This window comes from Vibrio sp. 1CM23M (assembly GCF_023161755.1).
In the GTDB taxonomy this organism is placed as follows: domain Bacteria; phylum Pseudomonadota; class Gammaproteobacteria; order Enterobacterales; family Vibrionaceae; genus Vibrio; species Vibrio coralliirubri.
In genome coordinates this window covers 598,371-617,166 of the sequence record NZ_JALNTR010000003.1, presented here as the reverse complement: position 1 = coordinate 617,166, position 18,796 = coordinate 598,371, and the positions used below count along the sequence as shown (strand labels likewise).

Below are 18,796 nucleotides of genomic sequence, written 5' to 3'. Positions count from 1 at the left end.
GGTGCTTAGTTTACGAAGAGATAGAGTTTATTTCAGATACAAAAACGCCAGCTTTAGAAGCTGGCGTTTTCTTAAAATTCTATATTTACATGTTAACGCTGAGATTAACGGTTAATACCGATATCGCGTTGCATGTGACCAGATAGGTCGCTTGCGTAGTAACTACGTGGAGAGTTGTCTACGAAAAGAATATCGAAAATGTGTGCAATCAATCCTTTGAAGTTAACCGAGTAGGTCTTCTTATCCATAGAGTTAGGAACAGCGATAGTATTCATTTGTACTGCTTGAGCCATGATTGCCTCTCTATAAATTTATTAATGTGTTTCGTTCTGATGACAAGAATAATAGGTGATCTTTTGCAGGTTAAAAAATGACTAAAATTAGATTTTGGGATTAGTTTTTCTAATAAAACAAACCATTAACAATACCATAAGATAGATATGCAGACTATGTGAGTATAAATTCAATATAGTGTTTAAATCATGCATTTAGTACAAATACCCCGCAAACAACAGTGGCCAATGTCACAGAAAATTTACATAAATAAATTTCCCACTTCATCAGCCACGTGTTCATTATCGACTTTTCGATAAGTTATATTTGTTTTTAATTTACTTGTTCAATGCCTGGCTTCTTCGCATAAACCGACGCTATAACCGCTATCGTCATAGTCGAAATCAGCACAGCAAGCGACCAATAAGTTGGGATAGCCCACTCACTGTCAACCAATAGCATTTTCACACCGATGAACACCATGATGAATGCCAGTGCCGGTTTCAAGTAGATGAACTTGTCCATCATACCTTGTAGTACAAAATACAACGAACGAAGGCCAAGTAGCGCAAATACGTTTGCCGCTAATACCAAGAACGGTTCTTGTGTTACCGCAAAGATCGCAGGGATAGAATCCAATGCAAACATTACGTCCATCACTGCGATCGCACCAATGACCAACATCATTGGAGTGAATGCCCATTTAGCACCCTGTTTAACCATTAATGCAGGACCATGGAAATCTTCAGTTACCGGCATCACTTTACGAAGTAGCTTTTCAGGCAGTGTATTCACACTCTCCTCTTCGCCCTTGTCCAATGCCAGCTTAATACCTGTACCGATCAAGAACGCAGCGAACACGTAAAGTACCCAGTGGTATTCCGCCAATAGCTGTGCGCCTAGTGCAATCATAATTGCACGAAGCACCAATGCACCAATTACACCCCAGAGTAGCGCACGAGGTCTTAGATGCTCAGGAACTTGGTATTGAGCAAAGATCATCGCAAAAACAAACAAATTGTCTACGCTAAGGGATTTTTCTAACAAGTAACCCGTAATGAATGACACGGTTGCTTTTTGCGCTGTGTAGTCACTGTTCGGCGCATAAATGTCCCAAAACAAGTAAATAGAGCCAGCAAACAAAAACGCAAGTACAAACCAGAAGACACTCCAGATTGCCGCTTTCTTGATAGTAACGTTACCGCCACGAGTCTGATAGATATCAATAGAGACGAGAATAACCGTCAGCAGGAAAAAGCCCGCATAAGTCGTCATGATTGGCGATGAAAAAAAGGATTCACTATTTGTAGATAATAGAGATTGAGTTGAGTTCATTATTCCTCCGGGCGGAAGAACTGTACAAAGACCTTCCGCAAACAAAGCATATCAAGCTCCATTACGGATCTTGACTGTGATTGCGTTGGTCTCGTTGAAGTGAAATATGGGATTTCACCTTTACATACCGGATAGACTCTTGGCCTAACGAGATGACGATATGTAAACTTGCGCTAACTACTCCCCAAACGCGTGGATAATAATCCTCTGATTGTGTTTCGTCTATATAAATTTTCACGGAAAAAGCAAAAAAGGAGCTATCTGCTCCTTTTCTATTTCTTCCACTTACGCTTGGTATAGCGTGTATTGATAATAAGAATACTGCGGCTGTTCAAAAGCTAGTCTTATCCAGCGCGCAGAACCATTACAAACCTGTAGTAGGCACCAAATACACTAACGCTGACCAAACTGACACCCAACCGACAACCGCTACCGCATCTAACCAATCTTTCTTATCCATGCATATCTCCACAAGAAGGCGACCTGCAGAGATGAAGCATAAACAATGCCAATTTTATAAATAACCCAACGTAATAACATTAAGCATCAGCGTCAGCTGTGGTTATCTAAAACACTCCATGCAATTCAACGGTTCATTGTGTTGAAGCGACTCTGGGTGGTCTTGCAGAAACTCGATGAAGCAGTCTGCCATAGAGTCAGTGGTTACCGTGCCATCACCTATCATATCCAACACAGCGTTATAGCCCTCTTTCCCTTTCATTGTGTAGGCTGACGACGCGCCACGGTAAATACGGTTGCGAGAAACAGCTTGCCAACCCGATTCATCAGAGTGGATTTCGAGATGGTGAATCCTGTGTCCTAAAGGCGCTTCTTTGTGGTAACAAAACCTCAAATTATGCGTATAGGGAAAGCTGCCTGAACCTGTGCCCACGACGCCATTATCCAGCGCGTTATTGATTGCACCTTCAAGCATGCCAGCGATCGTTTCACCTTTTACTTCATACACACCAATGGGTACGGCAAACGGTAGTAGTTTTCCGGCAATATCGGCAACAGAAACATCGCCGCTATTGAGTGAATTTCTAACACCACCTGCGTTGTGAATGGCAAAGTCAACCTGATGGCCTTTCTTGTTCATTAGATGGTGAAATGATTGAGCAACCAAGGGGGCTAGTTGGCTCGGGCCTTTATCATCTGGAATACGTACATGGCGAAGTTTAGTGTCTGCATGAGCAATCACTTGTTGCTGAAGCTTTCGAACTCGCGGCTGGTATTTATCAGTCAGAATGCTCTGCAGCTCAGGATCTTTCTTACACACTGCAATATTGGGGTGATTGTTTAAAAACTCACACGCCATATCGTGGGCATCGTCTTGCCCTACTTCACTCAGTTTCGCGTCTATAAAGAGTCGACGGCCTAATAACAGTTCGTTTTTACCATTGAAGTGCGTCACTTTGCCCTGAGAATCGAACTCGATTTCGCAGTGTCCTAAGCTCATGGCGTGGAAACCCGCTTGCACAACATAGGTATCGCCAATTTTCACACCGTATTCATCATCTTTAACTAAGCCGATATCAGAGAAATCACCTTGTAAGCGATGGCTATGACCACCAACGATGACACCAATACCTGTTACGTTGGCTGCTAACTCTAAATCAGCTTCGTAACCGAGATGACTAAGTAACACAATTTTGTTGGTGCCTGCTTGATGGATTTGCTCAATGGTTGCTTTTGCTGTTTCCAAAGCATTTTCAAACGGTGTATCGATATCTGGGTTAGCGATGCCTGCCATCTTATCGATGCTTAAGCCGAATATTGCGATCTTCTCGCCATCAAACTCTTTCGTTATAAAAGAAGCACTTCGTGTTTCAGGCAGATAAGGCTTAACAATGTCGTTGTCCGCTAGCGTATGAGTTTTTTTGATATCCTCATTCGATAGATTCCAGTTACCGGCCAACAGTGGGAATTTGATTCTTTTCGCGAAAATCGCAACGGGCTCATTACCCATGTCTAACTCGTGATTACCGAGCGTCATGGCATCTATATTAAGGGCATTCAACAAATCGGCATTGGCTTTTCCTTTGAATAAAGAAAAGTATAAAGTGCCCTGGAAGCAGTCGCCAGCGTGCAGGAACAAGGTTCCAACCTTCTGACGCTGGGCATCTTGTTCTATTTGTTTGAAGCGTGTTGAAATTCGAGCAAAGCCACCAGCACTGACATAAGGTTCAATGATGTGGTTGTTCATTTTAAGTGATAGCTGTAACGAGGTTGGTTCAAAGTATGAGTGGGTGTCGTTGATGTGTGCCAACACTATTTTTGTCGGCTTATTCTTTTTAGTCATATTTTCTTCTCTCTTTGTCCCTTCATACTAGGTCGAGAATCATGACAGAATCGTGAATTTTATGAAACTGCACTGCAAAAAAATACTCGAGATAGATCAAAAATCTCATTTTGCGCCGTATTAATAAACAACGGGTTTTGTGACAGGTGAGCATACCGGATTTGGATTTTTCGATTATGATTAAAGATATCTGTTAGCTTTCAGATAATTAGCAGAGCCTTCCGTTAGGAGTAAGCCTATGCAACTAGAAAGAATCGAGATTTCTGGCTTTCGAGGTATCAAGCGCATGTCACTCGCGTTTGACGAGCTAACCACGCTTATTGGTGAAAATACTTGGGGTAAGTCTTCATTATTGGATGCCCTTTCCGTCGTTCTGCCCTCAGACGGTGTGCCATATCACTTTGAAATGACCGATTTTCATGTCGATTACTCTGTTTCACATCCACAGTCTCAACATCTTCAAATTGTTCTCGCTTTAAAAGCTAACGATAAGAGCGAACTTAACGCAGGTCGTTATCGCAAACTCAAACCTATTTGGGTTCAAGATGAATTTGGCGTATTTCGCATCTACTATCGCATCAGCGCGACGTTAGAACAGTATGAGACAACCACACACTATGCATTTCTTGGTTTGGACGGTAATCCGCTCAAGCTTCATCATTCAGAAAAGCTTGCTCAAGAATTAATGACCTTACATCCCGTTATCCGTTTGCGTGATGCAAGGCACTTTGATCGTCCTTTCAACGGCAAGTCCCTTAACCACAATGCTCACCTTCCTAGCAATGGTCACGCTAATCATGCAAATTCAAACGGGAACGGGAATCATCACGCAAGCAATGGCACAAATGGAAACGGCGCCAATAACGGTAATGGTCGACAAGCAAGAATAGAAAAACGAATCGACAACACCTGCCGTCGTTTAATGGCGATCCCCGGTCATGTGAATAAAGGTGAAATGCGCAGTAGCCTAGAGTCGATGCAAAGTTTGATTGAGCACTATTTTTCTTTCAAAAGTACTTCTCGTCGTAACCCTAGAAAACAACGAGACGGATTGCTTTATTCTGCGGGTGCCAATGATCAGAGTATTCATCAACTTGTCGAAGAGACCAAAAATAAACAAACCCGTTTATTATTCATGGGGTTACTGAACGCTTATCTACAAGCTAAAGGGCCAAACGACCTAAGACGATGTGCGCGCCCTCTTTTAATCCTTGAAGATCCAGAAGGTCGATTACACCCAACACACTTGGCAAGGGCTTGGAGCTTAATGCAGAAATTGCCCATGCAGAAAATCCTCACCACCAACAGTGGCGACTTACTTGCAGCAGTTCCACTTCAATCGATTCGTCGCTTGGTTCGTCAGTCAGACAAAACCATTGCCAATCAACTCAACATGAACCACTTCAGTAAAGATGAACTTCGTCGAATTGGTTTTCATATCCGCTTCCACCGATCTGGGGCGCTGTTTGCTCGCTGTTGGCTATTAGTCGAAGGTGAAACCGAGGTTTGGTTGTTCAATGAACTTGCCAATCAATGTGGCTATAACCTAGCAGCGGAAGGTGTGCAGATTATAGAGTTCGCTCAATCGGGACTTAAGGCGCTGATTAAAGTTGCACAAGAGTTTGGCATTGATTGGCATGTAGTGACCGACGGTGATGCCGCTGGTAAAAAGTATGCCGCGACAGTGTTATCGAAGCTTGGTAATGATCAGGAAAGACATCGACTCACGGAACTGCCAGATAAAGATATCGAGCATTACCTTTATATGAATGGGTTTGAGAGCTTTTTCCGTGACATGGTTAAGATTCCCTACGATCACCCTATCCCTCCGAAGAAAGTGGTTGCCAAGGTATTGAAGAAACATGCAAAACCCGACCTTGCACTCGCCATTGTTTCTCATTGCGAGAATCAAGGACAAGAATGCATACCGCTTTTATTAAGATGGACATTAAAACGCGTGATCACCATGGCGAACGGAAATACCTAAGCATAATTTGTTTTATAGAAGCTATCAGTTGCTCTACTGATTAAATATTTAGCTAATCACCTTAACCAAAAAAGGCACACCAAACGGTGTGCCTGTATAAATCGATATACAAATTAATTGGGGGTTATCTTGCAAGAGTTCACAGTGACTAACTAAGGTTAGGTTAACGAATTAAGCCTTTGCCTGTTTAGCGTGTTGTTCAACAACTTCCGAAGATTGGGTCGATTTCTCGTGAAGCCATAGCCCCGTTGCTTTCATCAAGTATCCAAATACACCACCAAGCAGCAAAGATGGCACTACAAGTTGCCAATCGCCACCTGCAGCAAACGTCGCACAGCAACCAATAAAGGTTCCTGGGATATAACCTAGCCACGCTTGTTTCGCTTGGATACACATAAAGAAAGCCACAATAGCAGTAATCATGTAGCCTAAAATCTCTAACCCTGCGAAGGTTGAGCTTTCGATAATCACCATTGCCCAGAATACGCCAGTCATGTTGGTCAATAAGCTACCTGCAAGCCCTTTAACGCCGCCTGTTGGCGAAGCAAAGTAACTGGTGCAACCTAAGAAACCTGCCCATGACAATAAGCCGAAAGAGATGGCAATCCATCCCCATAGACCTGACAAAATACCTGTTGTTAATGAAATCGCGACTAATGTACTCATACTATTTCTAAAGCCTAATTACGTAATTGTCCGCAACCGGATTTAGCCTCACTTAAAATCAAGTAAGCATACTATGGGAAGACAGCCCTTATTTAGCCGATCACGATCACATTAATAATGTATGCGAACATGAATTTATCACCATATAGATACCGAAATCGCTTATTCAACACAATTAGTTATTAGTATTTTATCAAATCTACCTTACAGAACCGATGGCTTGCCTTTCATCATGCGCTTACCTTCACGCTTGATACATTCAGCAAGTGGGTTCTCTGCCATGTCAGCTCGCCAAATAAAGGACAAGGTTCTTTCCATTTCAAGCTCAGGAACATTCAACGTCACCAGTTGACCTGACTCAACAAACTGTTCGACATCTAGATAAGGTAAACACGTTAAATATGGGCCGTTTGCAACCAAACTTCTTAAAACAGGAACGTGTTCATACTCTCGCCATACATCGAGATCGCCAATTAAATGGTGAATAGAGCTATCAAAAACTTTGCGAGTACCCGAACCATGTTCGCGTAATACCCACTTTGCTTGTTCTAATTGTGCCAAGCTGACTCGTTCACGCTTCGCAAACGGGTGATGAGCCGATGCAACCACCGTTAAATGGTCAGTACACCACACTTCTTGGTGAACTCGGTTGTCATCACAACGACCTTCGATAACACCCAAGTCATATTGATAATCTAATACACCATCAATGACTGCGTCGGTACTTTGCACGCCAAGCGAGATTCGCATCTCAGGAAAGTCGTTATCAATAATACTGATGAGATCCGGAACGAGGTGTTCCGCTGGAGTTTGGCTAGCACCTAATTTGAGTTCGCCACTCAACAAATGCTGCTCGTAAAAACCCATCTCAATTTGCTGCGCATCTTGCAGTAAACGCTTCGCTTTTGGTCTTAACCACATGCCCCAATGAGTCAGGGCCATTTGCTTGCCCTGCCTTTCAAACAAAGGTCTTCCGAGCATTTTTTCCAACTGTGCAAGAGACATACTTGTCGCCGACTGAGTCAACGCCAATTTGTCTGCTGCCTGACTAACGCTCCCGGAGTCTGCTACTGCATCAAATACCGCGAGTTGCTTTAATGAATAACGCAAAATTCATCCTTAATGCTTTTAATTATTTGTGTCCTGATGCTCGTTTTTTATAAAGCCGATGAGCAATCAATTTCATTCTACGCTTAACCAAATCTATATCAATAAATTTGATGTGGTTTCTAAAAATTATCAATTTTACCTCTACCCCTCAACGCCCTAATCTGAAATGGCAGGACACAACGAGCCCTGCAAAACATTACTGATTAACCAAGTCATTAACACTAGGAATTACACATGACGGATTGTTCAAGGGGGGGATATGGCAACCAGCACTTCTGAAAATCATCAACTGTTCTCACCAACAGAAATGATGGCGGAAGCAGAGAAGTTTGCATTAAGTAAAGCAAATAAAACCAGCAGCATGACATTGAGTTTGGCAATCATGGCTGGCGCATTCATCGGGCTTGCTTTTCTATTCTACATCACGGTAACCACGGGCAGCGCTGATGCTGGATGGGGATTAAGTCGCTTAGCCGGCGGTCTTGCCTTCAGTATGGGTTTGATCTTGATTGTGATTTGCGGTGGTGAGCTATTTACCAGCTCAGTGTTATCAAGCATCTCATGGGCTAACAAGCAAATCACCTTTACGAAGATGCTGTCTATCTGGGGCAAGGTGTATGTCGGCAACTTTATCGGTGCCATGTTCCTATTGGCTTTGGTAAGCGCAGCAGGCTTATATCAACTGGATGGCGGGCAATGGGGCTTAAACGCTCTAAACATTGCTCAACACAAGCTACACCACAGCCCTGTTCAAGCGTTTGCTTTGGGTGTGCTTTGTAACTTGTTGGTGTGTTTAGCGATTTGGTTAACGTTCAGCTCTGCTAACGCAATGACCAAAGCAATGATGACCGTGTTACCCGTTGCAATGTTCGTAAGCTCAGGCTTTGAACACTGTGTGGCGAATATGTTCATGGTTCCTCTAGGCATCACGATTCAAACATTCGCCCCGGAAAGCTTCTGGATGCAAATCGGTGCAACACCAGCGCAGTACGCAGACTTAAACGTCATGCAATTTGTCACAGCAAATTTAATACCAGTGACAATCGGCAACATCGTAGGTGGTTCAGTATTGGTCGGCTTAGCCAACTGGAGTATCTACCGTCGCCCACAACTTAAAGCAGCAAAAATTACCGCTATTACACAAACAACAGAAATTACGTCAGTTAAGGAAATTACTATGAACACAGCAACTACTATCAAGCAAATCATGAACACTCAACCAATTACACTGAGCGTAGAAATGCCAACATCAGTCGCGATTGATTCACTTTTAGACGCGCAACTTGTTAGCGCTCCTGTTTGCGATGTTGAAGGCCGTCTAGTGGGTGTCTTCTCGGTTCATGACGTAATGGTTGACCTTTGGTGCCAAGATTACATCCCAACTAAAGGCCAAAAAGTCGTAGACCTAATGAGCCGTGATGTTGTGGCAATCGATGCAAACGACAAGCTAGTAGACGTTGCTGAGTTCCTATGCATCGACAAAGAGCAACTGTACCCGACTACAAGCATGGGCTTCGCTACTCGCCTGACATCTCTTTCTCTAGAAGAGCGTGCAAAAGCGATGAAAGTAAGCCAACCACATATGCTTCCAGTGTTAGAAAATGGCGTGATGGTGGGTGTTTTGACTCGCATTGAAGTGATGCAAGCACTGCGTCCAATCTACGGTGACCGACTAAACGTGGTTCCTCAAGCTGAACTAGAAACGGCTTAACTAATCTTAAGTCGAACTATTAGGGATTAGTAGTTCAACTAGATAACTCAGTCATGGCAACGTTGACTGGCTAGAGGTAAATGGTGGCTTTTAACGTACTAAACGGTTTGACACAAAACAGACCTAAACACGTTGCCATTTATCTCAATAAAAAAGGCGCAAAGTGAAAACTTTGCGCCTTTCTCTATTTCTAACTGTTGACCTATTTAGTATCGATGATGTCTCTAAAAAATGTTGATACCTGTCAGAGAGCTAGAAAGCTAGAAAGCTAGAAAGCTAGATTACTTCTTTACGCCTTCAACGTGTAGATCCATATCTACATAGCTTGAAGCGCCCATTACTGGAATGTTGAAGTCAGCAAGCTCTAGACGAGTTGTACCAACGAAACCTGCACGCTCACCGCCCCATGGGTCTTGACCAGCACCGATGAATTCAGCTTCGATAACGATAGGCTTAGTTACACCGTGAAGTTTCAGATCACCCATAACTTCAAGTTTGCCGTCACCTTTATCAACCACTTTTGTGCTGTTGAATGTCGCATCAGAGAACTTACCAGCATCGATGAAATCACCGCTACGGATATGCTTATCACGTTCTGCGTGGTTTGAATCAAGGCTTGTAGTATCAACCGTTACGTTTACTGTAGACGCTTCAACGTTGCTTTCATCAAATGAGAAGTCACCTGAGAATGTGTTAAAACGACCTTGGATAAAGCTGTAACCTAGGTGGCTAACTTTAAAGTTAACTGAAGCATGCGCACCTTTTGTATCAATCACGTAATCAGCGGCGTTCGCAGCGAAAGGCATTGCCATTGCAAATGCTAATCCTGTAGCGATAATTGACTTTTTCATTTTGAAGCTCCTATCATTTTTCGTAGCGTATCGTCTTTGTCGATAACGTGGTGTTTTATCGCCGCTAAGGCGTGCACTGATGCCATGATGATCAGTACCCATGCAGCATAGTAGTGAATCGTTCCTGCGAGATCAGATTGGTTTGCAAACAGCTCGCCCATACTTGGTACAGTGAACCAATTGAATACGTCGATCCCGCGACCATCTGATGTTGAAATCAAATAACCTGAAATAAATAAAACCGCTAAGTTAATGTACATAAAGCCGTGAGCGAACTTCGCTGCTGCAACTTCATAGCTTTTACCTTCCACTTTAGGTGACGCGGTAACTAACTTCCAAACCAAGCGGATAACGGTAACAGCAGCCAAAAGAATGCCTACCGAGCGGTGGTAGTCTGGTGCTGTTTTGTACCACTCGCTGTAGTATGAAAGATCAACCATCCACAGGCCTACACCAAACAAACCAAATATCGCGAGTGCTGAAATCCAATGCATCGCTCTAGCTAAAGGGTTGTAATTTCTAACGTTGTTGTCCATGCATCTCTTCCGAATGTTAACGAGTCGTGTAGTTTTGAAAAGCGTACCCTACACTAAGTTTGTGTAACATATTATTTACCAAGCTTTACAATAGTTACATCATTGCAAATTAAACGAGTTATTCAAATTATTTGAACAAGTTTGGGCTAAACGTTAAATTTCAACAATTTGCTCGATCTCGTAGAGCTCATCTGAGATGTCTAACATTTTGCGTTCCATCACTTTCTGAGCGTCTTCTATCCCTTTGTTGTAGTAAACAGCACCAAACTTTTTGCTGATGAAGTCGACCAAGAATTCCGTGTCGAACTGACCAAGCTCCACATCAAGTTCATCTTGCAGATACTTTTGGAGCGTATGAGTAAGCTCAGACTTTTGTTTCGAATCTAATTGAATGGTCATGAATGTTTCCAAATAAAGAGTAAGTAGATCAATTGTGATTTGCTGACTAGACTATAGTCGAGGTAACTAGCTAGAATTCCTCATAATTTAGAATACAGACCTGTAGAGCGCCAGTGCTATCCATAAAATCACTCAGCAATGGTTAATTTTGATAGAGAGATCAAGAACTCGCACTTTGACGATAGGTAACGGAACCGCAATTACCGTACTATTGCCCATCAATAAGATAGTAGCTGTGTATAAGGGACTTCATTGTTATTAGATCTAGTGATTAAAAGCGTTAATCAATTTCAAGACGATTGCCTAAAGCTCTGTGAACGCCACTACCCTACTGTACACAATCAAGGGATCAGTGAGCACCATATAGGTAAGGCATTTGCCCGCCGAATGGAGCACACCTTCGTTAGCTTTAATCATGCAAGCAACATCAGCCCACTTGAAATGCTTTCCTCTGGCGAAACGCCTCGACACTTCCGAATATCTTCCGAAATCGGTACCGTTTGGATGATCAGTCATCATATGGTGAGTGCCGGGAAAACCTGTCGTAGAAAGTTGATGTTAGACATCCATAATTGGCAACAAGAGTATGGATTTTCCATTCAACCCAATGACGTTTTGATCATTGTCTCAGACCATTGGATTAGCCGAAGTAAAAACAGCGGTGAATTACTGCATTGGTGGATGGGCGAGCTCCCAGACGAGATCACGGAATATAGCCAACAAGGTATCACTCTAAGAGAGAGTGATTCTCAATTCGCCACTGAGTTAAATAACAACTTTAAAATCAGCCCTTGCTTTATTAAATTTGGACACCCTTTAAAACGGTCAGGAAATCAACAACTGGTTCGTAAGTACCTGCAACTTTATGCGGTACTTCAATGGCAGTAAGAATACGGGTCAACTTTTTCAATCAGTTTTGAAAGTACATTGTTAGACCTCTATCCCAATATTTATAAAACCAAACTCAAGCCCTGCCTAATAATCAATCAAAGTTTATCTTCGATAAAATAATAACTTATCAGATCATCATTCATATTTTGAGAAGTAGATATCATTTATATGCAAACGGAGTTACTTGTTAATATTGCGACTTTGACATTCCCCCATAACCTGGAGCTTTGTCCCTACTTTTAACTGGTGTATTTGCTTTGAAAGCTTATATTGATTGGCGTAGATATGAGATAGATTACTCAGAAGTTAAATTCACAATAGTCATTATTAATGGTGAATGATAAGTAATTTTAATGACTAATATCAACTATCATGCTGTTTTTTCGTTAATTATATTTATTTAAATATTGGCTCTACAAATGAGTTTTTATTAATTGACAATTTACTTACACCTGTCAATATTGTGACAGCCGAGACATGTAAGTCCGCCATTGAATAACCCCTCTTTACTAGCGACTATGATTTTATCAGACAGAAGTGAATTTATTAGCTGTATATCCGTAGATGCTGATATGCAGTTTATTGCGAAATACCAAGACCTGACGCTTAGCAGCGTCTATCAACCTATATTCGACTCTTCTATGACTCAAATAGGTGTCGAGGCTTTGGTGCGCATTTCAAATAACAAAGGTGATATTGTTCGTCCTGATCACTTCTTCCATTCCGACGAAACCTCAAGCACAGACAAAATCAATGTCGAGAGGCTGAGTCGAGCGATTCATATCCGTAACTTCGCACAATCGACAATCCGTCATTTACACCTATTTTTGAACGTTCTTCCAAACGTTGGTGAGTTGTTTGCTGCAGAGAAGGTCAGCGAGAGCTTGTTAGCTAAACGCCTTCACGAGCTTAATCTTTCATGTGAACAGATAGTGATGGAGTTGGTAGAGCTTAATGCAGAAAGTGAAGAGCGTTTGAAAGATGCCGCCCTTTCGCTTGCGGATAATGGCTTTCAAATAGCGGTCGATGATTTTGGAACACAAGCATCAACCGAACAGCGCGTTCGCCACATTAACCCTCATATCATCAAGATAGACCGCTCGGTTATGTTGGACTTTGAACAAGGCGACACTCGAGAAATGGAGCTAGTGCTTGATCTTGCAAACCAAATTGGCGCAAAGACAGTGATTGAAGGCATAGAAACCCAACAACAACTCCAAGCGATGCAGAGCTTAGGCTTCAATATGTATCAAGGCTATCACTTAGCCATGCCAAAGCCGATTGAATTAGACATACGCCTAGCAATCTAGAATCGCCCTATCCTTCTCAACGCCGCTTGACCATTGAGTAGCGGCTTTTTTAATGCTTGCCTATTCGTACCCTCTTGCCGCTCTCACGTGTCAACACATTTCAGGACGGGACAATACGTATAAAAAAGCCCAGTCGAATTTGACTGGGCTGGCTTAAAAGAATCTGTTTTATATCATTCCCTAATAACCCGCAGTGGACGGTTTGATTCTATATAGAATAGCGAACATCACTGGTACTACTATTAGCGTTAGTACGGTAGCAAAGCCTAAGCCTGCCATGATGGTAATCGCCATCGAGCCGAAAAATGCATCGAATACCAAGGGAATCATGCCCAAGATAGTTGTTAGTGCTGCCATAGATACCGGTCGCACACGGCTGATCGCACTGTCGACAACCGCTAAATATGGGTCTTTACCTGTTTGTAGCTCACTGTTGATTTGGTCAAGCAGTACGATACCGTTCTTCAAAATCATGCCACTTAGACTCAATAGGCCTAAGAACGCAGTGAAGCTAAATGGCATATTAGTACCTAACAGACCAATCGAAACACCAATGATAGAAAGTGGCACCGTAAACCAAATCACAAGTGGCTTACGAACCGAGTTAAACAGAAGCATAGTGATGATAAACATCAACAAATAACCCATTGGCAGTGAACCAAATAGAGATTCTTGTGCATCTTTAGAACTCTCGTACTCACCGCCCCAACTAATGTTATAACCTGCTGGTAAATCGAGTGCTTCAACCTTTGGTTTTACTCGAGCAAACAAGCTAGCTGGTGTTTCATCACCCAACACATCGTGATCAGCCAGAACCGTTAACGTACGCTTTCTGTCACGACGTTGAATCAGTGGTTCAGACCATTGAAGCTCAACCCCATCAATCACTTGTTCTACAGGAATGTAGGTTTGCAGCGATGGGCTCCAGATCTTCACATTGTTTAGTGATTCAAAGTCAAAACGCTCTTCTTCAGGCAAGCGAGCCACGATAGGTAACATGTGCGTACCATCACGCAGTAAGCCGATGTTGTAACCACCAAACGCCATTTGTAACGTCTCGGACAGATCCGTCTTTGAAATACCAAGGCGACGTGCCTTTGATTCGTTAAACAGTGGCACGAGCTCTTTGGTGCGTTCGCGCCAGTCATGACGTACATTTCGAGAGCCAGGGTCCGCCAACAGAATATCTTCTACCTCAACAGCGATGCTTCGAAGGATCTGCGGGTCTGCACCGCTAATACGAGCTTCGATTTTTGAAGCTGGCGACGGACCAAACTCAATCAGTTTAAATTGGAACGTCGGTTGTTCAAATTTATTGGCCAAGTCCTTGTCTAGCCCTTCTAGGACTTTAAACATGGTGTCTCGGTCAGTCGTTCGTACCTGCAGTTGACTGTACGCTTCGTAACTTTTCTCGGGTTGATATGTCAGCGCAAAACGTTGCATGCCCTGTCCAACCGTTGTTGTCACAAACTCAACATCGTCTTGCTGGCGAATGTAGCTTTCAACTTTTTCTGTCTGCTTGATCGTTTCACGAACATCAGTGCCTTCCGGCATCCACATGTCTACATAGAACATTGGCGTGTTTGATGGCGGGAAGAACTGCTGCTTCACCATACCAAAACCGACCACAGAAACTGCTAATAGCGCGACCATAATGACTACGGTAAGCCATCTAAATCGAAGTGCTACTTTCAGACACGCACCGAATACAACAAAAAGGATGCCTTTGTATGGGTCTTCGTTCTCATCAACCTTGTCTTCTTCTTTAAGCAACATCTCGGCAAGGAATGGCGTTAGTGTTAGTGCTGTTACCCAACTCAAAAACAGTGAGAAACACAGTACCCAGAACAGCGAACCCATGAACTCGCCTGTCGCATCTTTCGACAAACCAATCGGTGCAAACGCCGTGATAGCGATAATGGTCGCACCTAACAGTGGCCATTGTGTTTGCTTGACGATGTCTTTCGCTGCTTGAAGCTTGGTTTTGCCTTTCTTCAAGCCAACCAAAATACCTTCAACGACAACAATCGCGTTATCCACCAGCATACCTAGCGCGATGATCAAAGCACCGAGCGAGATACGGTGCAGTTCAACATCGTTGTAATCCATCAAGATGAACGTACCGAACACAGTCAGTAGCAGTACTAAACCGATGATCAAACCACTGCGTAAGCCCATCGCGAACAGAAGTACGATGATAACAATTGCTACCGCTTCCACTAGGCTGATCAAGAAATCAGCAACGGACTTGTCCACTTCTTGTGCTTGGTTGTAGAAGTAATTCAACTCAACACCGGCTGGCTTAATACTTTCTAAGCGATCAAGTTCTGCATCAAGCGCATTACCGATTTCCACCACGTTTACGCCCGATGAGAATGCAATGCCTAGGTTGATCGCTGGTTTGCCGTTGTAAGTTAATACATTCCCTGGTTTTTCTTGGATTCCGCGAGTGACCTCAGCGACATCTTTCAAGCGAATTAGGTTACCCGTATCGCGACCATGAATGATTAAGTTTTCTAACTCTTCAACCGTGCTCAGGGTGCCGTTAGGTTTGATGGTTAGGCTTTGACCATTGAGCATTACCTCGCCAGCCGATACCACACTGTTTTGCTGTGCGAGCAATGCTGTCACCGTCGACATGTCTAGATTTAACGCCGCTAAACGCTCAAGTGACATCTCAACGAACAATTGCTCTTGTTGGTCGCCTGCGATACTTACCTTGCCTACGCCTTCAACCAGTTCGATTTCACGTGTGAGATAATCAGCATACTGTTTGAGCTCGACGTAATCGTAACCATCACCCGTCAGCATGATCATCACGCCAAACACATCACCAAAATCATCGATGATCTGAACAGAGTTAACACCACTCGGCAGCATTGGCTGTAGGTCGTTGATCTTACGACGCATTTCATCCCAGATTTGTGGTAGCTCGTCCGGACCGTAGTCCATCTTCATGCTGACCATAATTTGAGACATACCATTCGATGAGGTCGATGTGATCTTATCGATGTAAGGGAGCTGTCGTATCTCTTTTTCAAGTGGATACGTCAACTCCTCTTCAACTTCCATTGACGTTGCGCCAGGGTAAGTTGAAATAATCATTGCATCTTTAATGGTAAAAGCTGGGTCTTCTAAACGGGATAGGTTGCCAAAAGACGATACACCGCCAATGGCCAAAATGACTAGAAACAGCCAGCTGATTACTTTGTTTTTTATTGAATATTCTGCGATGTTCATTCTGCTTTTCCTGACAATTGGATTCCGTCACGGAGTTTTCTTAGGTTCGAGTTTACGAGTCGATCACCTTGCTCAACGCCATGAGCGATTAATGCGCCTTGGCCACTGATCTTGTCGACTTCTACTTCGCTTTTGAATGCTTGTCCGTCGTCCATTTTCCACACATAGAATTGATTCGCTTCAGAGCCCGCTTCTAGCGTTGTCATTGGTAACTGGTAGCCTTGAACATCGCTCAGGCCCGCTTTCGCCATATCCACATTGACCGTAACGCTCGTGCCCGGCAGAATTTCACTTTCAGGCTGTTGCATCTGCATCCAAAATTCGTAGGTACGTGATTGTGGGTGCAGTTCACTGGTGTGTTCTAGATACGTCAGTGGATATTGGCCTGTGTGACCGCCAAAGTTCGCCTCAGGACGATAGCTATTTGAACGCATGTCAGGGCTTATCGACGCTAAGATCGAATCGGAGACTTGGATTCGTACGTAGACCTTATCGTTCTGATACAAGCTAAGAAGCGTTTCGCCCGGTGTCGTGTTTTCGAATCGTTGCTTATCGACAGTTGAAACTGTTCCTGAGAATGGCGCTAAAAGTTCTGTGTAACTTAGCTTGCGTTTTGCAGCCGCCAAATTCGCCGATGCGAGCTTGTAGTTAGCCGTCAGTTGGTCGTGTTCTGATTGCGATAACATTTCGCTGCCAAACATCTCAGTACCGCGGGCCAACTGTTTGCTCGCCAGTTTGAATTGAGATTGAGCATCAGTCAGATCTTGGACGTACGTTGCATTATCTAAGGTGGCTAATAACTGCCCTTTTTCGACGTTATCGCCCGCTTCGACTAGTACTTGTTGAATCTCGCCTGCTAGCTTAAATGCCAAGGGAGTCAATTCAGCTGGCATCACCTGCCCATTAAAACTTCTGAACTGATTAGTCAGCGGCGCGCCAACTTCAAAGGTAGAAACCAACAGAGGCGGTTGTTCACGGTGTATAGCTTCATTGTTACAGGCTTGAAGTAACAGAGCCGACGCGACAATAACTGATAATTTTGAAAGGTTCATTAAATACCGCCCTCACGAAGCCAAGCTTTTACTTGTTGTCCGTCTGATAACACATCCACACCAGCTTCAACGATAAGGTCACCAGACGACAATCCTTCGATAACCTTGCCTTGCTCATCAAGAAGGACTTGTACTTTAGAAATCAGTTGAGAGTCAGGGTTATAGCGCCATAATTGACCATGGCCTGCGTCTTTGTTTAACCAAGCTGAATCCACAATACCAATGCCGTAGTCAGATTTACTCTTCTGAACTTCAACTTGCGCTGTCATACCAGAAAGTAGATTGATGCCTTCTGGCTTTTCGATAGACACAACCGCTTGGTAGCTGTTGGTGTCTTCATCTGGTTGCGTTGAGATTTCTTTGAAGCGAGTCGGGATACGAATGCCGCGGTGGCTATCCATCACAACCCACATGTTTGAGCTCATTAGGTCTTGAATCGAACGGTCTTCAAGCTTTGATACTGGAATGGAAAACGTCACATCCATTTCACTGTGATTCAAGATATTCAGTACAGGCTGCTTTTCTGCGATCAATTGATATTGCTTTCCAAACACCATCGATACCACGCCATCGAATGGAGCAACTAAGGTAGTGTAGCCAAGGTTTGTTTTTGCTTGGTCCAACTCAACTTCAGCGGCAGTAAAAGTGTTTACTGCTTGGTCGTAGTAATCGGTACTGACCAATTTTTTCGCATACAACTCAGAAGCTTGTTTGTATTGGCTGTTCGCGAGATCAAATTTAGCTTGGGCAGCATCAACGGCAATACGGTAATCCCTCGCGTCTAATACGGCTAACACCTGACCTTTCTTCACTTCTTGTCCCATACGAACATCGAAGGTTTCTATATCGCCACCCACTTGGAAAGAAAGTGCCGCACGGTCGGTTGCATCAACCTTTGCAATGAAGCTATCAAGATCAATATCAGTCTGTTGCGGGATTTCGAACAACTTGACTGGCTTGATTACCTGCTCATTTTCCTCTGACTGAACTTTGTCACATCCGGTTAGAGAGCCTGCGAGCAATAGTGCTGCAATAACAGCTCCCATGCGCTTGCTCGATACGGCATTGATAGACAAATTGGACTGCATGATGTCTCTCCATTTAATTATTATGATTTATTACACAGGTGGGCA

General features: G+C 43.4%; 15 protein-coding genes. 4 read left to right on the top strand and 11 right to left on the bottom strand.

Going from position 1 to position 18,796, the window contains the following annotated elements; genetic code table 11:
- Positions 1-104: 104 nt before the first annotated feature.
- The 3 genes from MSG35_RS13625 to MSG35_RS13615 form a co-directional block, all read right to left on the bottom strand.
- A complete protein-coding gene (locus MSG35_RS13625; protein WP_017059812.1) occupies positions 105-293 on the bottom strand; it encodes a hypothetical protein in 189 nt (62 codons plus the stop codon).
- Between the two features lie 313 nt (positions 294-606).
- On the bottom strand, positions 607-1,608 hold the full coding sequence (locus tag MSG35_RS13620; protein ID WP_048612514.1) for a TerC/Alx family metal homeostasis membrane protein: 1,002 nt from the start codon (positions 1,606-1,608) through the stop codon (positions 607-609).
- 562 nt (positions 1,609-2,170) lie between these two features.
- On the bottom strand, positions 2,171-3,910 hold the full coding sequence (locus MSG35_RS13615; protein WP_248384283.1) for a bifunctional UDP-sugar hydrolase/5'-nucleotidase: 1,740 nt from the start codon (positions 3,908-3,910) through the stop codon (positions 2,171-2,173).
- A 238-nt stretch (positions 3,911-4,148) separates the two neighbouring features.
- Between MSG35_RS13615 and MSG35_RS13610 the strand changes: the two genes are divergently transcribed.
- Positions 4,149-5,897 (top strand): ATP-dependent endonuclease, encoded by a 1,749-nt coding sequence (locus MSG35_RS13610; protein WP_050620776.1) that lies wholly within the window; start codon positions 4,149-4,151, stop codon positions 5,895-5,897.
- A gap of 171 nt (positions 5,898-6,068) precedes the next feature.
- Here MSG35_RS13610 and MSG35_RS13605 read toward each other — a convergent pair whose 3' ends face one another.
- Both MSG35_RS13605 and MSG35_RS13600 read right to left on the bottom strand, forming a co-directional pair.
- Entirely contained in the window at positions 6,069-6,563 is a 495-nt protein-coding gene (locus MSG35_RS13605) for a DUF1097 domain-containing protein (RefSeq protein ID WP_017059817.1), read from the bottom strand.
- 204 nt (positions 6,564-6,767) lie between these two features.
- Positions 6,768-7,673 carry a LysR substrate-binding domain-containing protein gene (locus MSG35_RS13600; RefSeq protein ID WP_048613690.1) on the bottom strand — a complete coding sequence of 302 codons (906 nt, stop codon included), beginning with the start codon at positions 7,671-7,673 and terminating at the stop codon, positions 6,768-6,770.
- Between the two features lie 259 nt (positions 7,674-7,932).
- Between MSG35_RS13600 and focA the strand changes: the two genes are divergently transcribed.
- The gene (focA, locus tag MSG35_RS13595) at positions 7,933-9,384 is read left to right on the top strand and encodes a formate transporter FocA (protein ID WP_248384282.1); all 1,452 of its coding nucleotides are present in this window, start codon (positions 7,933-7,935) and stop codon (positions 9,382-9,384) included.
- A 281-nt stretch (positions 9,385-9,665) separates the two neighbouring features.
- Here focA and MSG35_RS13590 read toward each other — a convergent pair whose 3' ends face one another.
- From MSG35_RS13590 to MSG35_RS13580, 3 genes are all read right to left on the bottom strand, one after another.
- On the bottom strand, positions 9,666-10,235 hold the full coding sequence (locus MSG35_RS13590; protein WP_017059819.1) for a YceI family protein: 570 nt from the start codon (positions 10,233-10,235) through the stop codon (positions 9,666-9,668).
- The gene (locus tag MSG35_RS13585) at positions 10,232-10,771 is read right to left on the bottom strand and encodes a cytochrome b (protein ID WP_248384280.1); all 540 of its coding nucleotides are present in this window, start codon (positions 10,769-10,771) and stop codon (positions 10,232-10,234) included. Before MSG35_RS13585 ends, MSG35_RS13590 begins: the two co-directional genes overlap by 4 nt.
- A gap of 153 nt (positions 10,772-10,924) precedes the next feature.
- On the bottom strand, positions 10,925-11,170 hold the full coding sequence (locus tag MSG35_RS13580) for a DUF2164 domain-containing protein (RefSeq protein ID WP_017059821.1): 246 nt from the start codon (positions 11,168-11,170) through the stop codon (positions 10,925-10,927).
- A gap of 252 nt (positions 11,171-11,422) precedes the next feature.
- Here MSG35_RS13580 and MSG35_RS13575 point away from each other — a divergent pair, with 252 nt between their 5' ends.
- Positions 11,423-12,058, top strand: a complete 636-nt coding sequence (locus tag MSG35_RS13575; RefSeq protein WP_061038302.1) for a hypothetical protein — start codon at positions 11,423-11,425, stop codon at positions 12,056-12,058.
- Positions 12,059-12,633: 575 nt separating this feature from the next.
- Entirely contained in the window at positions 12,634-13,371 is a 738-nt protein-coding gene (locus MSG35_RS13570; RefSeq protein WP_248384279.1) for an EAL domain-containing protein, read from the top strand.
- A 180-nt stretch (positions 13,372-13,551) separates the two neighbouring features.
- On the opposite strand, the gene MSG35_RS13565 is transcribed toward MSG35_RS13570, so the two are convergent.
- Genes MSG35_RS13565 through MSG35_RS13555 form a run of 3 tightly spaced genes read right to left on the bottom strand, consistent with a single transcriptional unit; the run spans position 13,552 to position 18,751 of the window.
- On the bottom strand, positions 13,552-16,611 hold the full coding sequence (locus MSG35_RS13565) for an efflux RND transporter permease subunit (RefSeq protein WP_248384277.1): 3,060 nt from the start codon (positions 16,609-16,611) through the stop codon (positions 13,552-13,554).
- Entirely contained in the window at positions 16,608-17,663 is a 1,056-nt protein-coding gene (locus tag MSG35_RS13560; protein ID WP_248384276.1) for an efflux RND transporter periplasmic adaptor subunit, read from the bottom strand. The genes MSG35_RS13565 and MSG35_RS13560 overlap by 4 nt, the downstream gene beginning before the upstream one ends.
- Entirely contained in the window at positions 17,663-18,751 is a 1,089-nt protein-coding gene (locus tag MSG35_RS13555) for an efflux RND transporter periplasmic adaptor subunit (RefSeq protein ID WP_248384274.1), read from the bottom strand. Before MSG35_RS13555 ends, MSG35_RS13560 begins: the two co-directional genes overlap by 1 nt.
- Positions 18,752-18,796 lie beyond the last annotated feature (45 nt).

Excerpts from the sequence above, each read along its gene's own strand:
- MSG35_RS13625 (WP_017059812.1), bottom strand. The coding sequence starts at position 293 with ATGGCTCAAGCAGTACAAATGAATACTATCGCTGTTCCTAACTCTATG.
- MSG35_RS13620 (WP_048612514.1), bottom strand. The coding sequence starts at position 1,608 with ATGAACTCAACTCAATCTCTATTATCTACAAATAGTGAATCCTTTTTT.
- MSG35_RS13615 (WP_248384283.1), bottom strand. The coding sequence starts at position 3,910 with ATGACTAAAAAGAATAAGCCGACAAAAATAGTGTTGGCACACATCAAC.
- MSG35_RS13610 (WP_050620776.1), top strand. The coding sequence starts at position 4,149 with ATGCAACTAGAAAGAATCGAGATTTCTGGCTTTCGAGGTATCAAGCGC.
- MSG35_RS13605 (WP_017059817.1), bottom strand. The coding sequence starts at position 6,563 with ATGAGTACATTAGTCGCGATTTCATTAACAACAGGTATTTTGTCAGGT.
- focA (WP_248384282.1), top strand. The coding sequence starts at position 7,933 with ATGGCAACCAGCACTTCTGAAAATCATCAACTGTTCTCACCAACAGAA.
- MSG35_RS13590 (WP_017059819.1), bottom strand. The coding sequence starts at position 10,235 with ATGAAAAAGTCAATTATCGCTACAGGATTAGCATTTGCAATGGCAATG.
- MSG35_RS13585 (WP_248384280.1), bottom strand. The coding sequence starts at position 10,771 with ATGGACAACAACGTTAGAAATTACAACCCTTTAGCTAGAGCGATGCAT.
- MSG35_RS13580 (WP_017059821.1), bottom strand. The coding sequence starts at position 11,170 with ATGACCATTCAATTAGATTCGAAACAAAAGTCTGAGCTTACTCATACG.
- MSG35_RS13570 (WP_248384279.1), top strand. The coding sequence starts at position 12,634 with ATGCAGTTTATTGCGAAATACCAAGACCTGACGCTTAGCAGCGTCTAT.
- MSG35_RS13565 (WP_248384277.1), bottom strand. The coding sequence starts at position 16,611 with ATGAACATCGCAGAATATTCAATAAAAAACAAAGTAATCAGCTGGCTG.
- MSG35_RS13560 (WP_248384276.1), bottom strand. The coding sequence starts at position 17,663 with ATGAACCTTTCAAAATTATCAGTTATTGTCGCGTCGGCTCTGTTACTT.
- MSG35_RS13555 (WP_248384274.1), bottom strand. The coding sequence starts at position 18,751 with ATGCAGTCCAATTTGTCTATCAATGCCGTATCGAGCAAGCGCATGGGA.